The organism is Reticulibacter mediterranei (assembly GCF_016587455.1).
This window is the reverse complement of the sequence record NZ_BNJK01000001.1, coordinates 8,181,809-8,202,182: the sequence shown is the minus strand read 5'-3', so window position 1 is coordinate 8,202,182 and position 20,374 is coordinate 8,181,809. Positions and strand designations below refer to the sequence as shown.

Genomic DNA, 20,374 nt, shown 5'->3' with positions numbered 1-20,374 from the left:
CTTATATTTCCCAGATAGCGATAGAGGCATCACGATCATCATAGCTGGCGGCCATCCATAGCTCATCGGGTGACAAGGCCAGCGCAATGACGCGCCCTTTGATGCTTCCCCCCTTTAAAATGCGCTTGGGAAGCTGCCCCGCATCGTCATCCCAGAGATAGACCTCACCCGCTTGCGTCCCTGCCGCATAGAGGCGCTTCTGGGTATTAGAAGATGTGACAAGAGTAGTAAATGGCGGAAAATTGTTTAACTTACTAATATTTATGGGTTCATGGGGCGTTGCACCATCGATATTCCAGCCAACAAGCAGATTGGGTTTCCCCTGAGTAATACTCAGTAATGATTGCGCTTCTCCATCTTTTGTCCAGATCCAGCCTAACTCATTGATGGCATTACCAGTCTGCTTACCGGGGAAAGCTTGTAGCAAACCAAAAGGTGCTGGCTTCCACAGTACATGATTCCCTGTCAGTTCCGCGCTTCCGACCAATGCTCCCTGCATAGTGCCAATAGCAAGCCGTGTCTCGTCAAGCGAGACGGCAAGGCTCTGATACGTTGTTTCGTACCCTGACGGCGAGAGGATACCACTGATAGAAACCGGCTGTGGCCTCAATGTTGGCTCCTGCGTATTCCACAGGCCGAGCAAACAATGCTGTCCATTATCATGAGCAGGCATATCAGGCGTATAAAGAGCAGCCAGCAACGTTTGTTTTATCCAACCAAGTCCCTTTAGTCCCGCAGCAGAGAGAGAAAAACCCTGCTCCAATCCTGCAATTGGCCCACTAAGATCTGAATGATAGACATCGATTTTCGAGCGTCCCTGGTCATTGCCGCCGCCAAGCGCAAGGGAACCCCCATCCAACGACCAGGCAAGCGCGAGCTGCGTGCGGCCTAGCTCTTTGCTCGCTGTACTTTTGTTGACAACGGTTTGTTGACCCGAGAATGTTTGCAGGTTCCATAATTTGACGGTGGAATCTCCATTGCAGACTGAGGCCAGCACCATCCCGCCAGCAGCGGGGGACCAGGCAAGTGCATGAGCAGGTTTTTTATGACCACGCAGAATTTTTGTTGGCCCATCTGGATCAGGTGATGATGCTGGCGTTGATGCTGGCGTCGTCCCGAAAGGAAGCCGTCCACTGGCTGCGGACCAGATACCGCCTGCACCTATCAGCGCTGTTACTCCTGCACCGATTAGCAGGTTCCGGCGTGTCACCGCGTTGCCAGTCGTTGTGGGTGCAGTCAGTGAACGGGTCAGTTCCTCGACGAACTCGTGTGCGGAAGGATAACGGTCATCTGGCTTTTTTGCCAGACCATGTAACAATACATCTTCACAGGTAGCTGGCAATGCTGGATTCCAACGGCGCGGCGAGAATGGAGACTGTCCCAGGTGAACGATCGAACTCCCTGTTTTTGTCTGAAAAGGGTGATGGCCGGTAAGCAATTGATAGGCGACTACAGCCAGACTATAACGATCACTGGCGGCTACCGCAGCGCCCTGCGCTTGCTCAGGTGCGCTGTACGAGAGAGCGCCAGGAATTGCCTTTTTCTTTGCAGGCTGAGCACTGGCGACAATGCTCGCAATCCCAAAGTCTGCCAGTAGTAACCAGAGATCGGAACGTAGCAGCATGTTAGCAGGCTTGATATCATGATGTACTGCTCCCTGGGCGTGCGCATAATCAATTGCCTCAGCAGCCTGGACCAGCAAATTCAGAGCCTCCCCCTGGGAAAGGCTCCGCTGCTTGAGCAGTTCAGCAAGAGAACCACCCTCGATATAGGGCATCACCAGGTAGCTATCAATCTGCCCATCCGCACGCAAGCGTTCACCATAGTCGTGAATGGGCAAAATATGAGGATGGCTGAGCGTAATCACGGTTTGTGCTTCTCGTTTGAAAAGCGTTGCATATTCGTGATCGTGCTGTTTCTGGGAAGGCAATATCTTAATAGCTACCTGTCGATGCAGGAGTGGGTCTTCAGCCAGCCAGGTTTCGCCAGCGCTGCTCCGACCGATACAATGTAACAGGTGGTAGCGTCCAAGCGTCTCACCTGCCGTTTTTGCTTGATGGATACCTTCGCGTTCTTGCATCGTCATCCCTCTTTAAATACATTCAGAGGGATTATAACAGATGCAAGACAAAACAGAAATGAAGTAGTTCACATAACTATAATAGTTGTATAATCTGGTAAGCAATGCATTGTAAATTTTACAGGTAATTAGATGATGCAAAGGGGTAAACAATCTGAAGATTTCAGCAAATAGCAACCTGTGACATGCCCGTTCCCTTTTTGGGAGGAAAAAGTACATTGACGATAGGTGGGAAGAAACGATACACTAAAGCGGTAAGATTACCCACTCACGGTTGTAGACACCAGCATGTCTCAGGTGTGTACAACCGTGAGGTGTTGTACACAATCTTAAAAACTTTTAAGGGGCACAAACGCTACTATGTATCTAGATAAACCTTTGCGTAATTATCTTGATGACCTGGCATCTGCACAACCAACGCCTGGCGGTGGTTCCGCAGCCGCGCTCAGTGGTGCAATGGGGGCTGCTCTTGCCTGTATGGTCTCGCGCCTGACGCTGGGTAAGGCCGACTACGCAGATGTACAGGAAGAGATCACCACGCTTCTCCAGCGGGCGGAGCAATTGCGGGACAGCTTTCAACAACTCATGCAGCAGGATATCGCCGCCTATGGTAGGCTATCGGCAAGCTTTAAGTTGCCGCGCACAACTGCTGAAGAGAAAGCTGCACGCACTAAAGCGGTCCAGGAGAGCCTGAAAGAGGCGGCCCTGGTCCCGCTGGCAATGGCTGAAAGCGCGGCAGAACTGATCAACTATTGCCTCCGTATCGCACAAATTGGCAATGCGCGTGTACTGAGCGATATCGCAACGGCTTCTGCACTGGCGGTCAGCGCGGGTAATGGAGCCTCATGGATGATACGCGTCAACGTGACCTCCATGAAAGATCAGGAACTGGTCGGCAAGCTCAATCATCGCCTGGAACAAGCGCTACAGACCCTCGCGACGGTCAGCCAGCAGGTGAAAGAAACAGTAGAAAAGAGGGACTAACTGATGGTTGCATCTATTATCGATGGGAAAGCGCTCAGTGCAGAGATGCGAGTAGAATTGCGTAACGACGTGCAACGCTACATAGAAAGTCGGGGACAGGCTCCCGGCCTCGTGATCGTACGCATGGGCGGTGACGCAGCTTCGGGCGTCTATAGCAAGGCTATCTTACGCATTGCCAACGATGTTGGTGTGCAAGCACGCCTGGACCAGTTACCCGAAGATACTGCATCCGACGCTCTACGAGCGGCACTCCAACGTCTCAACTCCGATGCTTCGGTGCATGGCATTATCGTCCAGATGCCGCTACCCGCCCATCTTTCACAACAAATGGTCGCAGAAACGATTGCACCCGAAAAAGATATCGATGGCATCAGTCCTCATAACGCGGGAAACCTCTTGCTTGGCTTTCCCAGCCTCCTACCATCAACCTCCGGGGCTGTGATGGAGGTGCTGGCGAGAACGCACACGCCACTGGAAGGGCGACGCGTCGTGGTGCTGGGACGCAGCAATGTGGTTGGCAAGCCGCTGGCAATCTTGCTGTTACAGCAGCATGCAACCGTCACTATTTGCCATTCGCGCACCACCAATCTGTCAGAAATTACGCGTGAAGCCGATGTGCTGGTTGCAGCTGTCGGGCGGGCAAATATGGTGACGGCTGAGATGGTACGTCCGGGAGCGACCGTAATCGATGTCGGCATCAATGCGAAGCCAGGGGGCGGGATTACTGGCGATGTCGATCTTGAATCAGTCCGCACGGTTGCCGGAGCTGTTACTCCCACACCGGGAGGCGTCGGGCCGCTCACCAATGTCGTGCTGTTGAAACAATGCCTGCAAACTGCCTGGCGACAATCCGACAAATAATGCGGATCGATCATATCCTGTTTCTCTGCTAAAATGTGTTGAGTAAAGAAGACCGTGTTAGAAAGGAAGCTCATCATGGCTATCGCGCAATCAACATTCCCAACGTTGCTCGATGGATGGAGCAACTATCAGAACTTACTCGTCAAAGCTCTTGCACCGCTTTCATCCGATCAACTGGAAGTAAGCGCAGCTCCCAATCTCCGCTCAGTCGAAGATATCGTGCTGCATATCATCGGGGCACGCGCTCGCTGGTTTACTCTAGTCATCCATGAAGGTGGAGAGGAGATGGAGGCATTCAGCGAATGGGATCGGAAGGACATGCCCAGACGTAGTGCCGCCGAACTAGTTACAGCGCTTGAAACAACCTGGAGGCTGATGCAAGCCTCTATCGCTCGCTGGACTCCCGCCGATTGGGAAGAAAAGCTTGATGACGAGGGCTATATAGTCACGCGCTCATGGATCATCTGGCACCTCATCGAACATGATGTTCATCACGGCGGGGAGGCAAGCATCACGCTGGGTATGCATGGTTTGGCCGCTCCCGACCTCTAATAACCTGTTTTTCAAATAGTGATAAAAGCGAGCACTGAGAAATGTAATGATGTTACTCGGTGCTCGCTTTTATTCAGGTTATTGTTCCATGTTCAACAGAAGGAAGTGTCAATCCATGTATTTGTCAGCAGGCTCATCAGAAGCCGCCTCAAGGATTTTTTGCGCCACCTTTTCAGGGCTATCGGGGGTAGGAAGTTCTCCCAGCGCAGTAACACCTGGTTCAGGTCTGAGGCCAAATACCAACCCGTTCCTGCTGAAGTCGCTGTCTGTAAGATCAGGATACATGGTGATGACGCGAATATTGTCGGGAGCTAATTCAGTACGTTCGTACGCCGAGAGAGTGTTGAGAGCGTGCTTTGTCGATGTATAAGCACCCACAAGAGGATACACCTGCTTCGTTGCTGACGAACTCACATTGATAATCAGCCCCCCTCCATGTTCGCGCATATGAGGTACTACCGCCTGCATACCATAGAAAGGACCGAAGAGGTTAAGGTCGATGAGTTGTCGGTAGGCATCAGCCGGGTAGTCGGCGATGGGGCCAGCTGCTCCTATCCCTGCATTATTGATAAGGATATCAACACGTCCATATGTCTTAGTGGCTCTCGCTACAAGGTGTCGCACGGCATCTTCCTGCGTCACATCTGTTGGAACGGCGAGCGCTTCCCTCCCCTGCGCCTGTAATTCACGGGCAAGCGCTTCCAGTTTGTCGGTTGAACGTGCCGCAAGCACCACGATGGCTCCATGCTCTGCAAAAAGACGTGCTGTTGCTCGTCCAATACCAGTTGAGGCACCAGTAATGATGATAACTTTCTCACGAATATCCATACGATGTCTTTTCACCCTTTCTTATCTCATAGGTTCTTCTTTATTTAGGTTTAGGAACACATGTCGTCTCTGAACGTGCTTACTCTTCTGCAATGTTCAGATCGTGTGGATCTTTTTCTAGTATGACCTATGTGTTATCCTATTACCAGAGTGTGTCTATAGTAGGCTTCAGAGAAATAGGATAAGAAAAGAGTCAGGGTTTATGAGCGAAGAAGAACGTCGTCAAGCGCTCTCCGAGTTTCTCCGCACCCGTCGTGCCCGTCTCTCGCCAGCGGATGTTGGTCTCCCGGGGAACAGGCGTCGGCGGACACCTGGGCTGCGTCGTGAAGAAGTTGCGCTACTGGCCAATATCGGAACCTCCTGGTATGTCGCCCTTGAACAGGGGCGTGATATTCATCCTTCTGAGCAGGTTCTTGACAGTATTGCTCAGGCACTGCGGCTCACAGCACCAGAACAACAGCATCTCTTCGTGCTTGCGGGACAGTCCCTTCCGACACAATGGTCTCTTTCCGAGGAAGAACAGATAAGTCCTGCTCTTCAACAGGCAGTGAAGGCGCTTGATCCTCATCCAGCCTTTGTGCTAGGACGACGCTGGGGTGTTCTGGCCTGGAACAGAGCAGCAGCAACCGTCCTGACGTATGGCAAAGCCAGTGCTGTCCACCCCCAAAATCTCCTCTGGACCCATTTCACTGATCCACTCGCCAGGAAAGTCTATCCAGATTGGGAACAATCCGCACGGTTGATGATTGCGGTCCTGCGTACTGAGAGCGCACGCTTTCCTGAAGACCCCTGGTTTGGGGAGATGATCGAGAAACTGCAAAAAGAGAGTGCCTTCTTTCGTCTGTGGTGGTCGTGCTACGACGTACCTGATGATCTGAATGGGCGAAAAGAAATGAATCATCCCATCTTAGGGCATCTGGAATTTGACACTGTCACCCTTCTCGCACCTGCCCATCCTGACCTCAAGATTATCCTCTATATCTCCTCTCCTTCAACCCATTCCAAAATCGTGTATCACCTTGCTGCTCCTACGTCAGAACCCCATCTGGAACATAATTCTGACCAGACCTCCCGGCGCATCCGTGAACCATACCTGCAACTGGTCGATAGCATTTTGCAGGCAGAGGCAAGGCGTATGTGGGAACGGCAGCACGACCTTCTGCCCTCTCATATGAATGCAGATGCACCCGACTGGAGTTCTTCACCCGAAGTGTTGCGTTCAAGCTGTCTGGGTCAAGCACTGCTAATCATCGCCGAGTGCGCTCAGGACGGATTCGTTGAAGCGGAAGCAGTCCACCAGGCCATTCAAATGGTGACTCAAAGCCTTTATGGGGACTCACAAAGCAACGACTGTCTCTTTCCCAAAGACTTCCACAGCACACCAGTAGGGCAACTGGTCAATCAAGCCTACATCCGCCTGTATCCCTTGCAGGAATTGCTTACCGCCAAACAAGCCTATCAGCTGGCAGGTGTCGCCCGACAGACCCTCTACGAGCGAAAAGACCGGGGCAAGCTCACCACTATTTACTGGCACGACGAGCTACGATTTGTACGTAGTGAAATCGTTGCGTGGAAAGAGAAGCGGACTGAGCCATCTAGGAGAGCATAACCAGAAGAAAAATGACAGGAAAAGTGTCTGCTGACACCTCTGTTAGCTTTATCTGATGAAAAATTATTATAGTTGATGATTGCAATTATTTGAAATTTTCACTACGACTTTTCCCCACCCTCATGATATACTTGCTCTCACATTGATCGGCTTTATACAGAAAGTTAACAGAGACATGCCACAGAGCGAACAGGACGAGAAACCCTGGATGATTGCCAGCCTCGCACGAGGCTTACAACTCCTTGAATTAATTGCTCAACGTCAATGTGGTTGCAGCGCCAAATGGCTGAGTCATGTCTCCGGGATCAAGCTAAGTACCTGCTATCATCTCCTCAATACGTTGGTCTATGCCGGCTATCTTGAGAAAGACAGGCAATTGCAGGAATATATGCTGACCGACAAAGTGGCGCACCTGAATAATCTCTACCAGAGCCAGCGTCATATTCCTCCATCTATCAAAGTATTGGCACAAGCGCTGGTTCATAGCAGCGGCGAAACGGTCTATGTGGCCACGTGGGAACGTGATGAGGTCATTCTCAACTATATCGCCGAGGGCACGCAGCACGTCAAAGTCCGCTCACTCTATGTGGGATACAAGGAGCACGCATTCGTGCGCGCCCTGGGCAAAGCTGTCTTAGCCAACGTTTCTCAGGAGACCCTGACCCGCTACTATCAGAATCACCCGCCAACACAATGCACCCCACGTTCACATGTTCGTTGGGAGCATATTCTTGCCGACCTACGACGTGTCCGCGAGCAGGGCTATGCACTCGACGGCCAGGAATTTGAAGCTGGTGTCTGCTGCATCGGCGCTCCGATCTATCGTTTCGATCATTCGATCTGGGGAGCGATGTCCGTTTCGATGCCTGCCTCGCGCTTTGATGCAAGCAACGAGGCGCTGATTGCTTTTGTACAGGGCCAGGCGCTCACCGCATCGCTCAGCTTAGGCTATCCAGGCAACACTACATCAGACAAGCAGGAGAAAAATACATGAGCACATTGCCTTCATGGTACTACGATGATCGACAACAGATAGGTGTGGACTTCGAGAATACCACCCAGGTTGCAACGTATGATCGCGATCAAGGCTCGAACACAGCGGAAGAACAGGCATTGTTACACCGACTCGCTATCGGTGCAGGCTCTCATGTGATCGATCTTGGAGCTGGCACCGGATCGTTTGCGATAGCGGCGGCAAAGGCCGGAGCCTATGTCTATGTTGTGGATGTTTCGCGCTCCATGCTGACTTATACCATTCAGAAGGCGACTGCTGCTCATCTGGCCCCTATCGAATTTCATCATGGTGGCTTCCTGACGTATGAACATCGTGCTGCTCCCGTTGATGCCATTATCACGCGTTTCGCGCTGCATCACTTGCCCGATTTCTGGAAAATGGTGGCTTTTCAGCGCATGGCTGCCATGCTGAAACCCGGTGGAATCTTCTACTTGCGCGATACCATCTTTTCATTCGAGCCTGCCGCCTATCGCGAACATATCAATGCCTGGATTATGCGCGTGGCGAAAGAGCCAGGAACAGGATTTGTCGCAGCCGACTTTGAAACGCATGTGCGCGACGAGTACAGCACCTATGGCTGGATTCTCGAAGGTATGCTCACGCGTACAGGTTTTACGATTGAAGAGGCGACGTATCCATCAACTGAATATGCTGAATACGTCTGCCGCAAAAACATGTAGAGCTAAACATTAGGTGCGCTAGATCGCCTTTGCAAGCCAGGCCGTTCCGTTTAAAAAGAGGGCACGATTCTGCGCGGCGGGATCATTCCAGCCATCATAGCACTGATCATTGCCTCTACAGGTGCCATCATCGATTGTTGAACTGTCACCAATAGCAAGCACACGCCCTTTCCCATAGCTGCTACTGACAAGAAATGCATTTTTGCTACCAGTGGGCGAGGCGCTGTTGAGATAGATAAGTCCTCGCACCTGCGCATTCGCGGTGGGATGCAACGTCACAGTGGTACCATTGCGTATGATGCTTCCCTTGACCGCTCCAAACGGGCCATTCAGCACCGGGTTCGTCTGCGGTGTGAGATTGTTCAAGTTCTGGCTGCTAATATTCTTGAGATCGATTTGAAACCCGAAGGGGTCTTTCGCTACGCCATTGTTCTGCATCAAATCGTTGAGAATAGCTGGAGAGTCGATGCCGTCGTTATTGCGGTCGCTCTTGTCATGATCTGAGATCATAAACAGGCCACCGCCATTCTGCACGAACTGCATAATAGCCGTTTTTTTCGCTGGCGGTCAGGAGCTTATTCGGCTCTGGCAGGATCAGCGCATCAAACTTGCTGAGATCGGTGATATTCTTAGCGTTGCCATAAGTGAAGGCGCTGGCGTTGGTCATCAAAAGATAGCGATTCGTCTGCTGGAGCGCCACTCCCCATGCGCTAATGCCACCTGTCCAATCAGTCTCCTTTGTTGGATGCGGATTCTCCTTCAATGGATCAGGCTGAGCACCACTAATCACCCAATCAGCATTACCCGCGCTCTCTGCATGAGCATTATCGAAAAGAATGCGATATTTGCTGCTGGTGGGACGCGTACCTGGTTGAGATGACGGCGTTCTGGTGGTGGTTGCCGCAGCATTGTCAGTAAAATTCGTGTTTGCATCCGTGCTGCTGGCCTGTTCAGAATAGCTCGCCTGACAGCCCTGTAAAAATAAAGTCAGCATCAAAAGTAGCGAAATACTATAAAATTGCAGCACGTACCGTGATGAGGGCAGCATATTTCTCCGTTCCCCTTCATACCATGTGATTTTCTCAAAGATCACAAACGTGGCGTTGTTGCAAAAGCGCAATGTCCCCGTAATGATCTTCCGCCATTATACAGGAAATCTTCTATGTGGCTAGAGGGACAGGATATGATTATAGGGCATAGCGCAAAATGCACAAAATGACACCCTTTGCTTGCCCAAATGAGACTTTGATTATGGCACGTTTTTTGAGACTGCTCCAACCTCTGCGTCACGCTCACGGATGTCAGGAGCATTCACGCTCTATAAGTAAACTATGAGTGTCAGAAAACGGTCGATTTTGCAACATATCACTCCTGGAACTTCCACATGGACACTCTGTGCTATCAATTGGGAAAGAGTGGTCGCATTGTTGACAGGGCTTTCCAGTTCTCCGCTCAAAGGGGTGCAGGGTCTCCCTGCCGGGGTCTGGGGTGTCCCCAGTTTCCTTCCCTCCTTCGCGCGCCGCCTGCGACGGCGCGCAAAAGAGAAGAAAAAAGGTTTTTGCGGGGACACCCCGCACCCCGGCAGAGGGCTGCCGCCCTCTGCACTCCCGCTAGATGGGAGAATTGGAAAGCCCTGGCATTGTTGATGTCTTTTTTGACAGCTATCTGAGCAAGAGATATACTGGCTTTTTCGGCACCATCATCAAATGCTTGAACGCCGCAACGGCTCAACCTGCCGAACGCGGTGTCCTCCCGCAACTCTATGCAGCAACTGCGTCAGGAGTACAGGGAGGTCAATTCTTTGGCCCGGATGGTTTCATGGAGATAAGCGGGAACGTGACCGAGGTCCAGGCCGCCCCAGAGGCGCACGATCTAGCCATTGCCAGAAGACTCTGGAACATCTCCGAGCAACTGACGGGTGTTGCTTTTCTCGCCCTTGACGAGGCCTCCCTCGGAAAAACGGAAGGATAAGGGAGAGGCTCGCTGAAATGGCATTATTTCAACGGGCCTCTGCTGTTTTTCACAGGAAACGAACGTTTTTGCGACTCAGCCCTCCCACCCGTAACGGGAAAATGAAGGACCACTTTCCCGCTTCCTCGCTCTTACCGAATCTATCGAGGATGTATGTCGAGATCCCAAAGAATCAAGCCGGTCTAGGAGCGGCTTCGACTTCGACGATGCGCCGTTTTATCTCGCACCAATCCGCCATTTTTAAGGCTCTTACACAGAAGTTTATGCGCGTAAGATCATCATCGTACAATTACGGCGCTATAAGTTTTTAACGCTGCTATTGTGCCAGTAGCGTTTGATGGCGATGTGGGCCGACACCGACGCTGTGAAGGGGAGTCTGAACCAGTTCGGCTAATCGATCCAGATAGGCACGGGCGTTGTTGGGCAGGTCGCTAATACTGCGCAGTTCCGAGGTGTTACTCTGCCAGCCAGGGAGCACCTCATAGATGGGTTCGCACTGCTCGTGAATGATCGTATCGGGCAAATCTTCGATGCGCTCGCCTTTGTAACGGTAGGCGACGCAGACGGGAATCTCGCTCAAGCTATCCAGTACATCCAGCTTGGTCAGTGCCAATCCTGTACAGCCGTTGATCTCGCAGACGTAACGGGTCACGACGGCATCAAACCAGCCGACGCGACGAGGGCGTCCCGTTGTTGCGCCAAATTCGCCACCATGATTGCGTAAGAACTCTCCCTGAGCATCATGCAACTCGCTGGGCATCGGTCCTGTGCCAACCTGCGTGCTATAGGCTTTGGCAACTCCGATAATCTGATCGAGACGCCGAGGTGGAATGCCCGACCCAGCTGCGGCACCCGCTGCGGTGGGAGATGAAGAGGTGACGAAGGGGTATGATCCCCAATCAATATCTTTCATGGCGCTCAACTGGCCCTCCAGCATAATGCGCTTCCCATCTCGCAAGGCGGCACGGGTGATTGGCAGCGTATCGACGATGCGACTCCGCAACTGCTCTCCCCATTCTCGTGCCTCTGCAACAAGTTGTTCCAGATCAAAGGGCTGCTGACCATAGGTGGTGAGAACGGTATTATGGCGACGCAGAATCGTGGACAACTTCTCCCGCAACACGTTCTCATACAATAGATCGCCGATACGCAGACCGATACGCGCCACTTTGTCGGTATAGGCCGGGCCGATGCCGCGCCCCGTTGTTCCCACGCGATACGCTCCACGCGCCTCGTCCTCCACCTGATCGAGCAGCTTGTGATAGGGCATCACGACATGGGCGCGATCCGAAACCAGCACATTTTTAGCTGCCACTCCCTGCTGCTCCAACTCTGCGATCTCTTGCAACAGCGCCGCCGGATCGATGACGGTTCCCGTACCCATAATACAGAGACACTCAGGATTGAAAACGCCGCAGGGAACAAGGTGGAGTTTGAAGGTGCCATGATCGTTGACAACAGTATGCCCGGCGTTGCCTCCGCCCTGAAAGCGCATACAAAGGTCTGCCTGACTACTCAAGAGATCGACCAGCTTTCCCTTGCCCTCATCTCCCCATTGCGTTCCCACAACAACGGTTACGTTTTCTGCCATGATGATGCTCCTTTTCATTATGCATACTTTTAGAGGGAAACATGCCGCGATGCTTCCCCGATGATCTCTTCGCAAAAAATATTATTTCAGCTCTAGCTCTGCTGGCAGGTGAATAGCCTGTGAACCCAGCGCGGTAATCGCAATCAAATGTACAGCGTCCTCAGTTGGCAACAAGCGACGGCGCAGATCAACCAGATGTGGACCAAAGGCCGCTTCCAGTTCAGCTGAGAATTGCTCGTAAATAGAGGCGAGGTACGCCTCGTCGCGAATGAGCTTCTCGACCACGCGTACCAGCGTGCGATTCTCGGTCACTACGCCTGTGACAGGCTCGTCAAGCGATGCTACGAGAGCCTCAGAGAAATCGATGCTCAGGGCAACGACGTGTCCGCCAACCGCTTTCTCCGGCCCCTCATGCCGATAAATAGTGGCGAAATCCGCGCTGGCCTCACCAAAAAGATTGAGAATGATGGTGCAACCACGCTCATGTGCAACACGTAACGGCCCGGCGAGTCGTTCCAGATCCTCTGCCCACAGGCTGGCCGAGATCCGCTGTTGCGCCGCATTAATCAGTTCAACCATGCGGGCCTCGATGCGGCTGCGCTCGTTCAACTCCCAGAAATGCCCAACGCTATCAGGCTTTTCCAGAGCAGAAAGCTGCTGCTCCAGATCGCGACAACGCTGCTGTGTCTCCTCTTGAATGCGCTTGAGCAGGCGCGCAGGTGGAACGGCAGAGTAGCGGATCGGATCTTGACTGACGGCAATAATGCGCTCTTTCGCCACCAGCGTCTCTAGCGCCTGGTAAGTATTGGCACGCGGCAAGGTAGTACCCTTGCTGACCTCATAGCCGGTCGAGAGTGGATGTTGCAGCAGATAGACGTAGATCTGAGCTTCGGCCCCCGTAAAGCCCAGTTGTTTCATCTCTTCAAGCGTTGTTGCAATCACAACCGATATCCTTTCCATTTAGTAGTAGCAACCACTACTACTATAAAGAATGACAGGCGCGATTGTCAAGGGATGGGTAAAAATTGCCGGAACCAGCAAGCTTTGAAGATTTGGATGTCTCGGTATAATGTGTTTGTACAGAGAAACATCTGAGAAGCCGTTGCGTTAGTTTGTTCACGGGGGCGGAATGAGCATTTCTCTGCTAAAGTGCAAACGTGGCGAGCGAAGAGAATTTGAGACATGGCTCTACCGAAACACATTATGACTTCAGTTGAAGAGTATCTAAAGATTGACGAAGACAGCTACGAGGCGCGATATGAGTATATCGACGGTGATATAAGAATGCTAGCTGGAGGTACAAATAACCATTCAAAGATTGCCGGAAATATCACTACCATTTTAAATAATTTGTTGTCCGAAAGTACTTGCAGCGTTTATACTTCAGATGGACGCGTACAACTCTCCGCATCGCGCTATATATACCCTGATATCACAGTCAGTTGCGACGAGCGCGAACAGAGCGACGACAAGACGCTGCTCTATCCGCGTCTCATCGTAGAGGTACTCTCTCCGGGTACGGAAGCGTATGATCGCGGCAATAAGTTGCGCTACTATCGCGAATGCCCGACGATTCAAGAGTATATGCTCGTGGATACGCAGCAGGCTTTCATCGAGGTCTTCAGGCGCGAAGAGAACAACTTCTGGACGTACCACGCCTTCGAGTCAGGCGATATTGTGGCATTGGCGTGCCTGATGTTCGCTTTCCAGTCAGCGAAGCTTACCGGAAGGTCAAATTCCCCGACACGCGCCCAGCAGAACAGCCCGATCAGCGAGATATATAGTATCCGGCCATGCCGCCCATGAAATGATCGGTCACGTGACAATGGTAGAGCCAGGTGCCAGGATTGTCTTCCACATAATCAAATGTCTGCGCCATAGAAGGGCCGATGCTCACTGCATCGGTAAAAGCTCCGTTTAGTTGCCAGCGATGGCCGTGCAAGTGAAAAACGTGAAATTCCGATCCCAACGCCATGATGCGCCAGCGCACACGCTCGCCAACTTTTGCCTCGAACGTCGGCGTGTTGCCTAGAAAAGCATAACCATTGAAACAGTCAAAATCCTGACTGATCTGCGGAACGTCCGCTTCTACAAAATCGTGGAAACAGAGAATAAATTCGCGATCAACGTGAGGCGTTTTACTATCAGTCACGGCAATCATACCGAACAGGCCCAACTCTGCCCCAAGCTCCATAATCCCGTTCGAGACCCCTCCCATCTCCTTCCCACTCGTGCTGGTACTGCCCGCAATAGTGGCAGGCATAGCGTGATCGTGATACGGCCAGCTGCCAACCGAACTGGCGACTGCCTTCCATTCATATGTAAACGTCTCGCCAACCTTGAGGGCCGTCCCAGGCTTTGTAGCGTCGTGCGCACTCCACGACCCATCATTCGCTGGCGTATAGAGCAGGCCATGAGGATGCATACTATGGCAGAAGCGGTAATGGGTATCATTGTTGCGAAAGTGAACGCGAATCGTATCACCCACACTCGCCCGTAGCACGGGACCAGGAATACCTGAGTTTGCCCCGATATTGCCATCAGACGGCAAAGGCTGCTTCCATCCGGGAGTATAGGCACGATAACCAACAGCCCAGTACGAACTCTCATTGGGCGCATAGCGCGTTCCCGACATGTCATCAATGCCGGTGGGAACCAGGTTGTGATAGAACGAATCGGCCTGTATCCAATATTCGCGTAACTGGCCTCCTGCTGCTGAATCGGTTAATGGGACAAGGGAATTCGCATCTGAGCAAGAAACGGCTAATACGCTTGTTGCCGCTCCCTGAAAAAAGAGACGACGCGTAAAGCCCCTTCCTTTATTTTTCTCAATTGTGCTTTTGTTATTTTGCTTTTCTTTACCCCGAAAATAGCGAAAAACCACTATCTTACCTCTTTCAAAAGGAAAATATCATAGATAAAGGACAGAGCATGTTTGCTGCTCTGTCCCGATGTATCAAACTGTATCTTTAGATCATCAACTTTTGCGATCTGTCTCTCAGACAGGTTCGCCGGTTGAAGGGTTCAAATACAGATGTGTGGTTTGCGGCTTCTTATGGAAATCGAACAGGTTGGTGATGGCCCCCGCGCGCTCGTCGAAGGAATGATCGCCAATGCGCCCGACCTGCCAGTTATCCTCGATGAAACGCAGAATAGAGGACTGGTCGCTGATCGTGTGAGCGACGTAGTTTTTCTGAGCATAGGGCGAGATGACCAGCAAAGGCAGACGCGGACCATAACCGCAACGACCCTCGTAGACAACATTCCCAGCTTTTCCACACACGCCAGCTCCGGTCAACGCATCGGCGGTACTCTGCGATGGGCTGACAAGCGGTGGCATCACATGGTCGTACCAGCCATCCGAGTCATCGTAGGCAATGACTACAGCGGTCGAACTCCACTGCGCGCTCTTTTGCAGTTGATTAATCGTATTCACCAGAAACGTCTGTTCATCAAGCGGATCAGAATAACCGGCATGACCATCCTGATATTCCGCCGCCTTCAGGAAGCTGACCGCCGGCAGATGCCCGGCATTGGCCGCAGCCCAGAAATCTTGCAGATCATATTGATGGTTAGCCTGGTCAGTCTGACCAATCATCGCGGTTGAGGTCGGCGGCAGATGATGTGGGTTGGCGGTCGATTTGTAATATTGGAACGGCTGATGATGAGGGCTGTAATCCGTGATAGTTGCGCCGCCGATGTTCTGATGCGTTGCACCACAGACAGCAACGCCATTGTTGGTTGCTGTTGGCTTGAAGCCACCCTGAAACCAGCCCCAGGTGATGTGCTTTGCATTGAGCAGATCGCCAACATTTTTGCCCGTCATACCAACCGTATTGCCGTTGGTCGTGGAACAATCGTCGTAAACCGGATCAGAGTCTCCGATCAGCGTTCCATTCACCGCCTCGCTCTGTGATGAATTGGCCGTCAATCCGTGCGTCTGGCCCGAAATGAGGTTGATTGCGCCAGGGCTGGAAGGACCGTAGACGGTGTTGTAAGAATTATCGCTCATAGCATAGTTCTGGGCATAGTTCCAGAGCGCCGTCACCGTGTTGCCATCATAATAATCCATGACGGTTGTTTTGTCCTTACAGCTGCCACCCGCCGTAAACTGGACAAATTTATCCACATGTCCGTTATCGTAGGCTTTCTGCTCATCGGTATACCCATGATCCTGGTCGCAGGTGAGCGCCTGCGAACGATCCAACCGTTGAGGGTTGGCGGAATTGGAATTGTGCGTGAGCAGAGCAGGCGTCAAACCGTTCACATGTGGAGTGCCACGCGTGGCATGAAAAGCTGGTTCGCCTGCTGGATTGGTCGCATTAGGATAAGTACCGAAATAATGGTCAAATGAAACATTTTCTTGAAAAATGACGACTACATGCTTAACAGGCGTGGCAGTGGGTGCATCACCAGATAAACCTGTCTGCCCGGCGGATGCGGTCGCGAAGAAACCAGCGCTGAAGATCGCTATAGCTAATGCCACAACCAGGGTAAGGGCATTACGCCAATGCTTTTTCATAAGCTGTTGATCCTCTTTCTCGCAGAAATAACACTATACACATGAGAGATACATGAAGTCATAAATTGCTCTTCCTCCCCATATTTCCGGGCTACATTTTTTAGTTCCGAGGAAATATACCGTGTGGTCTCTATCTCTTTATATATTCAATTTACCAGCAATATCTCTCATTTATAGCGAGTAACTGTAAGTAGCCCGTACTGATTATACTCTCGCTACTATTAAATCACCACTAACTGCCTGTTAAGATTATTATTTCTATCTCGCTTGCGACCTTAACGTTGTGTTAAATGCGCTTGAATTTTGACAAATAAATCCCCCACATTTCGTACCGAAGATGGCTTGTCCTCGCCCCTGCCATCTTCGGTACGAAATGTGGGAGATTTATTTCATGACGAGAACAACATAAAACCCCTTCCAACTTTACGTAAAAGCTAGAAGAGGCTTATCTTATTTTACGCGAAATGTGCGTATTTTCTACAGCTATATTCCGTATGCTACAGCATACAGGCTGCGTTGTACCAGCGATCCTCGTGCATATTCAAAAGGACTGGTCGTCAATATTTGCACCGGGCTGGCATTGACTGCCTCCGACTCATCAGCATTGTCTTTCAGGTCGCCGCGCTGATTGAGCATATGAGCCACGTAGCGCCCAATAATGTCCGTTTCCAGGTTGAGCAGCATGCCCGGTTTAGTCTCGCCCAGATTGGTATGTTCGCGTGTATAGGGGATCAGCGCGAAGGAGAAGCGATCATGTTGTCGATCAATGACGGTCAGACTCACGCCATTAAGGGCAACAAAGCATTTGGGGACTACATACGCGCGCAAATGAGACGGCAGTTCCACCTCGCAATAACGTTCGATACCATCATCTCTGGTGAGCAGCACGTGCACCGTCGCCTCTATGTGGCCCTGGACCATATGCCCACCGATACGCTGATTGGCCGCGAGAGAGCGCTCCAGGTTGACTCGCGCCCCCGGTTGCAAGGTTCCCAGGCGTGTACAGCGCAACGTCTCTGGAATGGTATCGACATGAAACCAGTCACTCCCACGATCAATGACGGTCAGGCAGGTGCCATCGACCGCAACGCTATCTTTACACACCACATCCGACAGACCCGATGACGTAGAAATCACCAGACCAGTGGGTTCAACTCTCAACAACGTTCCTACTTCTTCAACGATCCCTGTAAACATGCTTGCTCCTTCCTCTGTTTGAGATTCTGAATCGTTCGCGCCATCTCTACAGCTGCTTCGGCACACTCAACGCCTCGCACGATCCGCTCTTCCGCCTGTTGCTGAGTTTCAGCGCAGATCACTCCGAAAATAACAGGAATACCTGTAGTCAGGGAGACCTGTTGAATGCCCTGCCCAGAGGCATCGCCAACAATGACATCGTGGCGGGTGGCTCCCTTCATCACGCAGCCAATGCAGAGAACGGCATCGTATGTCTCGTTTTGCAGCAGCGTTTGCGCCAGCAGCGGCAGCTCGAATGATCCAGGCGCATAATAGACCGCAACATCTTCGTCGGCCACTCCCAGATGTTGCAGCGTGCGCCGCGCCTCGTAGAGCATTGCACCCGTGATGTGCCAGTTGAAGCGGGCAACAACGATGCCGATCTTTAAGCCTGCCCCGTTAAGATGAGGCGCGGGCGGCTGTGATAGTTCCTGTTTCATGTCTCTCCTTTGCTTCGTTTTGTGTATGATCCGCTGTTGACAGAATTGTCAGCAAATGCCCCATCTGCTGCGATTTCGTGTGCAGATACACGCTATTATGCTCAGATGGTGCGATCTCAAGCGGCACGCGCTCAACAGTGATACCGCCTTCAATCAGTGCCTGGATCTTGCGTGGGCTGTTGGTCATTAAACGCACGCTCCGTAGTTGCAGGTGATGGAGGATGGCAAGTGCGCCTGCATATGAACGGGCATCGACTGGATATCCGAGTTGCTCATTGGCCTCCACCGTATCGTAGCCCTGCTCTTGCAACACATACGATTGCAGCTTGCCGGACAGCCCGATACCGCGCCCCTCCTGCGGCAGATACAACAGTAAACCGCGTCCCTCAGCAGCGATACGTTGAAGGGCTGTCTGCATCTGGGCCTGACAATCGCAACGCTGGGAGCCGAAGATGTCTCCAGTCGTGCAGGCCGAGTGCAGGCGTACCAGCGGAGCTTCCCCGGTCAGATCTCCATCTCCTAATAACAGCGCTAGATAGTCCTGATGGGTGTGGGTATCGCGATAATGGCGCAGGCGAAAATTGGCTTCGGCGGTGGGCAGTTGTGTCTCCGCAACAAAGCTCACAAGATGCTCCTGACGATAGCGGTGAAGAGTGGCAACTGTGAGAATGCCGATGCCCCATGTCTGCGCCAGCATGCATAGCTCCTCTCCTCGCGCAGCCTCGCCCCGATTGTTCAGCACCTCGCAGACAATCGCGCCCGGTTCCAGACCAGCCAGATGCATCAGGTCAACGGCAGCCTCAGTATGGCCGCGCCTGCCAAGTATCCCATCAGGATGTGCGCGAAGAGGAAAGACATGACCGGGCCGCGCAAAATCCTCTGCACGCGTGGTGGGATCGACAAGTTTGCGAATAGTGACGGCTCGATCTGCGGCGGAAATGCCTGTGGTGGTCCCGGAGACGGCATCGACCGAAGCGGTGAACGCGGTGCCCTGCAATGGATTGTTTTTCCGCTCCTCCAATGGTATCCCCAAAGCATCCAGGCGCTCACCACCCAGAGCAACGCAAACAAGGCCAGAGGCGGCATGAATGATAAAGTTCACCTTTTCTGGCGTGGCAAATTGAGCTGCCAGGACAAGATCGGCCTCGTTTTCCCGCTCCGCATCGTCCTGAATCAGCACCATCTTGCCTGCCTGGACACGTCGGATGGCCTCTGGAACGGTAAGATAACATTCTGCCTGTTTGCTCTGTTTCATGTGTATTCCTTCCTGTGACAGATATGATTGGCGCAGAGTTGGCCGCCCTGTGCGCTTGCTTTGATGCCGCTCAATATCCTGCGGCTTGATATCCTGTAAAAGCGCTGCCACAAGCGCCTGCTCATCTCCCCGCTGACTGAAAGAGAGGAAGCGCTCTGTGATCTGCTCCTGCTGCTCCTGCGTGCTGGCAAAGCGTGCAGAGGCGCGGGTCAGGCGTGTGCGAGCGCGATGCAGGAGTTGGCGACAGGAGGCGGCACTCTTTTTGAGCAACGTGGCTATCTCTTCGTAGGGATAGTCGCACATCTCGTGAAGGAGGAACACACCTCGCTCTTCGGGGGTCAGACGTTCCAGCAGAATACGTACAGCCATTGCCACCCGCTCTCTCCGCTCCAACGCCTCTAGCACAGCCTCTTCCATATCGTGTATCGGGAAGAGATCATCGGGCAGAAAATCGAGGGCTTGTTCGCGCTGGACACGCGCCGACTTGCGGTAATCGAGGCAGAGCCGGGTGATGATAGTGGTGAGATAGCTCTTCAGCGAACTGATTTCCTGCTCAGTACTGGCATAGCGAAGATAGCTCTCCTGCACGAGATCCTCCGCATCGGCGGCCCCATGCAACATACGATTGGCGATAGTGAAGAGCAGGGGATAATAGCTGCTAAAGTCTTCCATTGGCACTCCCTCACGGCTGGTTCGCTACTTCGGCGACAGATGAGGGAAGGCACAGTAGAATACAAGAAAAGCACAATC

19 protein-coding genes are annotated in these 20,374 nt (G+C 52.3%); 8 read left to right on the top strand and 11 right to left on the bottom strand.

All coding sequences use genetic code 11. The features are described from left to right. Position 1: 1 nt before the first annotated feature. Positions 2-2,080: a WD40 repeat domain-containing serine/threonine protein kinase gene (locus K3T83_RS35080; RefSeq protein WP_220207557.1), complete on the bottom strand. Its 2,079-nt coding sequence runs from the start codon at positions 2,078-2,080 to the stop codon at positions 2-4. 360 nt (positions 2,081-2,440) lie between these two features. On the opposite strand from K3T83_RS35080, the gene K3T83_RS35075 reads away from it, so the two are divergent. From K3T83_RS35075 to K3T83_RS35065, 3 genes are all read left to right on the top strand, one after another. Next, positions 2,441-3,064, top strand: a complete 624-nt coding sequence (locus tag K3T83_RS35075) for a cyclodeaminase/cyclohydrolase family protein (RefSeq protein WP_220207556.1) — start codon at positions 2,441-2,443, stop codon at positions 3,062-3,064. A 3-nt stretch (positions 3,065-3,067) separates the two neighbouring features. After that, the gene (locus K3T83_RS35070; protein ID WP_220207555.1) at positions 3,068-3,925 is read left to right on the top strand and encodes a bifunctional 5,10-methylenetetrahydrofolate dehydrogenase/5,10-methenyltetrahydrofolate cyclohydrolase; all 858 of its coding nucleotides are present in this window, start codon (positions 3,068-3,070) and stop codon (positions 3,923-3,925) included. Between the two features lie 75 nt (positions 3,926-4,000). Beyond that, complete coding sequence (locus K3T83_RS35065; RefSeq protein WP_220207554.1) at positions 4,001-4,477, top strand: DinB family protein; 477 nt, start codon at positions 4,001-4,003, stop codon at positions 4,475-4,477. A 108-nt stretch (positions 4,478-4,585) separates the two neighbouring features. Here K3T83_RS35065 and K3T83_RS35060 read toward each other — a convergent pair whose 3' ends face one another. Next, complete coding sequence (locus K3T83_RS35060) at positions 4,586-5,305, bottom strand: SDR family oxidoreductase (RefSeq protein WP_220207553.1); 720 nt, start codon at positions 5,303-5,305, stop codon at positions 4,586-4,588. Positions 5,306-5,507: 202 nt separating this feature from the next. On the opposite strand from K3T83_RS35060, the gene K3T83_RS35055 reads away from it, so the two are divergent. From K3T83_RS35055 to K3T83_RS35045, 3 genes are all read left to right on the top strand, one after another. After that, positions 5,508-6,914, top strand: coding sequence for a helix-turn-helix transcriptional regulator (locus K3T83_RS35055; protein WP_220207552.1), 1,407 nt, complete (start codon positions 5,508-5,510; stop codon positions 6,912-6,914). A 175-nt stretch (positions 6,915-7,089) separates the two neighbouring features. Beyond that, positions 7,090-7,908 (top strand): IclR family transcriptional regulator, encoded by an 819-nt coding sequence (locus K3T83_RS35050; RefSeq protein WP_220207551.1) that lies wholly within the window; start codon positions 7,090-7,092, stop codon positions 7,906-7,908. Beyond that, a complete protein-coding gene (locus K3T83_RS35045; RefSeq protein WP_220207550.1) occupies positions 7,905-8,609 on the top strand; it encodes a class I SAM-dependent methyltransferase in 705 nt (234 codons plus the stop codon). Before K3T83_RS35050 ends, K3T83_RS35045 begins: the two co-directional genes overlap by 4 nt. 18 nt (positions 8,610-8,627) lie before the next feature. Here K3T83_RS35045 and K3T83_RS35040 read toward each other — a convergent pair whose 3' ends face one another. Together K3T83_RS35040 and K3T83_RS35035 are read right to left on the bottom strand one after the other, a co-directional pair. Next, positions 8,628-9,119, bottom strand: coding sequence for a hypothetical protein (locus K3T83_RS35040; protein WP_220207549.1), 492 nt, complete (start codon positions 9,117-9,119; stop codon positions 8,628-8,630). Next, on the bottom strand, positions 9,103-9,657 hold the full coding sequence (locus K3T83_RS35035; protein WP_220207548.1) for a hypothetical protein: 555 nt from the start codon (positions 9,655-9,657) through the stop codon (positions 9,103-9,105). Before K3T83_RS35035 ends, K3T83_RS35040 begins: the two co-directional genes overlap by 17 nt. 566 nt (positions 9,658-10,223) lie before the next feature. On the opposite strand from K3T83_RS35035, the gene K3T83_RS35030 reads away from it, so the two are divergent. Continuing rightward, complete coding sequence (locus K3T83_RS35030) at positions 10,224-10,580, top strand: SDR family NAD(P)-dependent oxidoreductase (RefSeq protein WP_220207547.1); 357 nt, start codon at positions 10,224-10,226, stop codon at positions 10,578-10,580. A gap of 316 nt (positions 10,581-10,896) precedes the next feature. Here K3T83_RS35030 and K3T83_RS35025 read toward each other — a convergent pair whose 3' ends face one another. Both K3T83_RS35025 and K3T83_RS35020 read right to left on the bottom strand, forming a co-directional pair. Beyond that, a complete protein-coding gene (locus K3T83_RS35025; RefSeq protein ID WP_220207546.1) occupies positions 10,897-12,171 on the bottom strand; it encodes an adenylosuccinate synthase in 1,275 nt (424 codons plus the stop codon). An 81-nt stretch (positions 12,172-12,252) separates the two neighbouring features. Further along, positions 12,253-13,113 carry a TrmB family transcriptional regulator gene (locus tag K3T83_RS35020; protein WP_220207545.1) on the bottom strand — a complete coding sequence of 287 codons (861 nt, stop codon included), beginning with the start codon at positions 13,111-13,113 and terminating at the stop codon, positions 12,253-12,255. 240 nt (positions 13,114-13,353) lie between these two features. On the opposite strand from K3T83_RS35020, the gene K3T83_RS35015 reads away from it, so the two are divergent. Next, entirely contained in the window at positions 13,354-13,977 is a 624-nt protein-coding gene (locus K3T83_RS35015; protein WP_220207544.1) for a Uma2 family endonuclease, read from the top strand. Here K3T83_RS35015 and K3T83_RS35010 read toward each other — a convergent pair. From K3T83_RS35010 to ribA, 5 genes are all read right to left on the bottom strand, one after another. Beyond that, entirely contained in the window at positions 13,940-15,055 is a 1,116-nt protein-coding gene (locus K3T83_RS35010; RefSeq protein WP_220207543.1) for a multicopper oxidase domain-containing protein, read from the bottom strand. The genes K3T83_RS35015 and K3T83_RS35010 overlap by 38 nt on opposite strands. A gap of 114 nt (positions 15,056-15,169) precedes the next feature. After that, positions 15,170-16,693 (bottom strand): phospholipase C, encoded by a 1,524-nt coding sequence (locus K3T83_RS35005; RefSeq protein ID WP_220207542.1) that lies wholly within the window; start codon positions 16,691-16,693, stop codon positions 15,170-15,172. A 483-nt stretch (positions 16,694-17,176) separates the two neighbouring features. Further along, positions 17,177-17,890 carry a riboflavin synthase gene (locus K3T83_RS35000; protein ID WP_220207541.1) on the bottom strand — a complete coding sequence of 238 codons (714 nt, stop codon included), beginning with the start codon at positions 17,888-17,890 and terminating at the stop codon, positions 17,177-17,179. Beyond that, complete coding sequence (ribH, locus tag K3T83_RS34995; RefSeq protein WP_220207540.1) at positions 17,863-18,369, bottom strand: 6,7-dimethyl-8-ribityllumazine synthase; 507 nt, start codon at positions 18,367-18,369, stop codon at positions 17,863-17,865. The genes K3T83_RS35000 and ribH overlap by 28 nt, the downstream gene beginning before the upstream one ends. Then, positions 18,329-20,296: a GTP cyclohydrolase II gene (gene ribA / locus K3T83_RS34990; RefSeq protein ID WP_220207539.1), complete on the bottom strand. Its 1,968-nt coding sequence runs from the start codon at positions 20,294-20,296 to the stop codon at positions 18,329-18,331. Before ribA ends, ribH begins: the two co-directional genes overlap by 41 nt. Positions 20,297-20,374 lie beyond the last annotated feature (78 nt).

Coding starts and splice junctions, on each gene's coding strand:
- ribH (WP_220207540.1), bottom strand. CDS start 18,369: ATGAAACAGGAACTATCACAGCCGCCCGCGCCTCATCTTAACGGGGCA.
- K3T83_RS35030 (WP_220207547.1), top strand. CDS start 10,224: ATGGGAGAATTGGAAAGCCCTGGCATTGTTGATGTCTTTTTTGACAGC.
- K3T83_RS35000 (WP_220207541.1), bottom strand. CDS start 17,890: ATGTTTACAGGGATCGTTGAAGAAGTAGGAACGTTGTTGAGAGTTGAA.
- ribA (WP_220207539.1), bottom strand. CDS start 20,296: ATGGAAGACTTTAGCAGCTATTATCCCCTGCTCTTCACTATCGCCAAT.
- K3T83_RS35080 (WP_220207557.1), bottom strand. CDS start 2,080: ATGCAAGAACGCGAAGGTATCCATCAAGCAAAAACGGCAGGTGAGACG.
- K3T83_RS35040 (WP_220207549.1), bottom strand. CDS start 9,119: ATGATCTCAGATCATGACAAGAGCGACCGCAATAACGACGGCATCGAC.
- K3T83_RS35015 (WP_220207544.1), top strand. CDS start 13,354: ATGGCTCTACCGAAACACATTATGACTTCAGTTGAAGAGTATCTAAAG.
- K3T83_RS35050 (WP_220207551.1), top strand. CDS start 7,090: ATGCCACAGAGCGAACAGGACGAGAAACCCTGGATGATTGCCAGCCTC.
- K3T83_RS35025 (WP_220207546.1), bottom strand. CDS start 12,171: ATGGCAGAAAACGTAACCGTTGTTGTGGGAACGCAATGGGGAGATGAG.
- K3T83_RS35035 (WP_220207548.1), bottom strand. CDS start 9,657: ATGCTGCCCTCATCACGGTACGTGCTGCAATTTTATAGTATTTCGCTA.
- K3T83_RS35075 (WP_220207556.1), top strand. CDS start 2,441: ATGTATCTAGATAAACCTTTGCGTAATTATCTTGATGACCTGGCATCT.
- K3T83_RS35055 (WP_220207552.1), top strand. CDS start 5,508: ATGAGCGAAGAAGAACGTCGTCAAGCGCTCTCCGAGTTTCTCCGCACC.
- K3T83_RS35070 (WP_220207555.1), top strand. CDS start 3,068: ATGGTTGCATCTATTATCGATGGGAAAGCGCTCAGTGCAGAGATGCGA.
- K3T83_RS35005 (WP_220207542.1), bottom strand. CDS start 16,693: ATGAAAAAGCATTGGCGTAATGCCCTTACCCTGGTTGTGGCATTAGCT.
- K3T83_RS35065 (WP_220207554.1), top strand. CDS start 4,001: ATGGCTATCGCGCAATCAACATTCCCAACGTTGCTCGATGGATGGAGC.
- K3T83_RS35045 (WP_220207550.1), top strand. CDS start 7,905: ATGAGCACATTGCCTTCATGGTACTACGATGATCGACAACAGATAGGT.
- K3T83_RS35060 (WP_220207553.1), bottom strand. CDS start 5,305: ATGGATATTCGTGAGAAAGTTATCATCATTACTGGTGCCTCAACTGGT.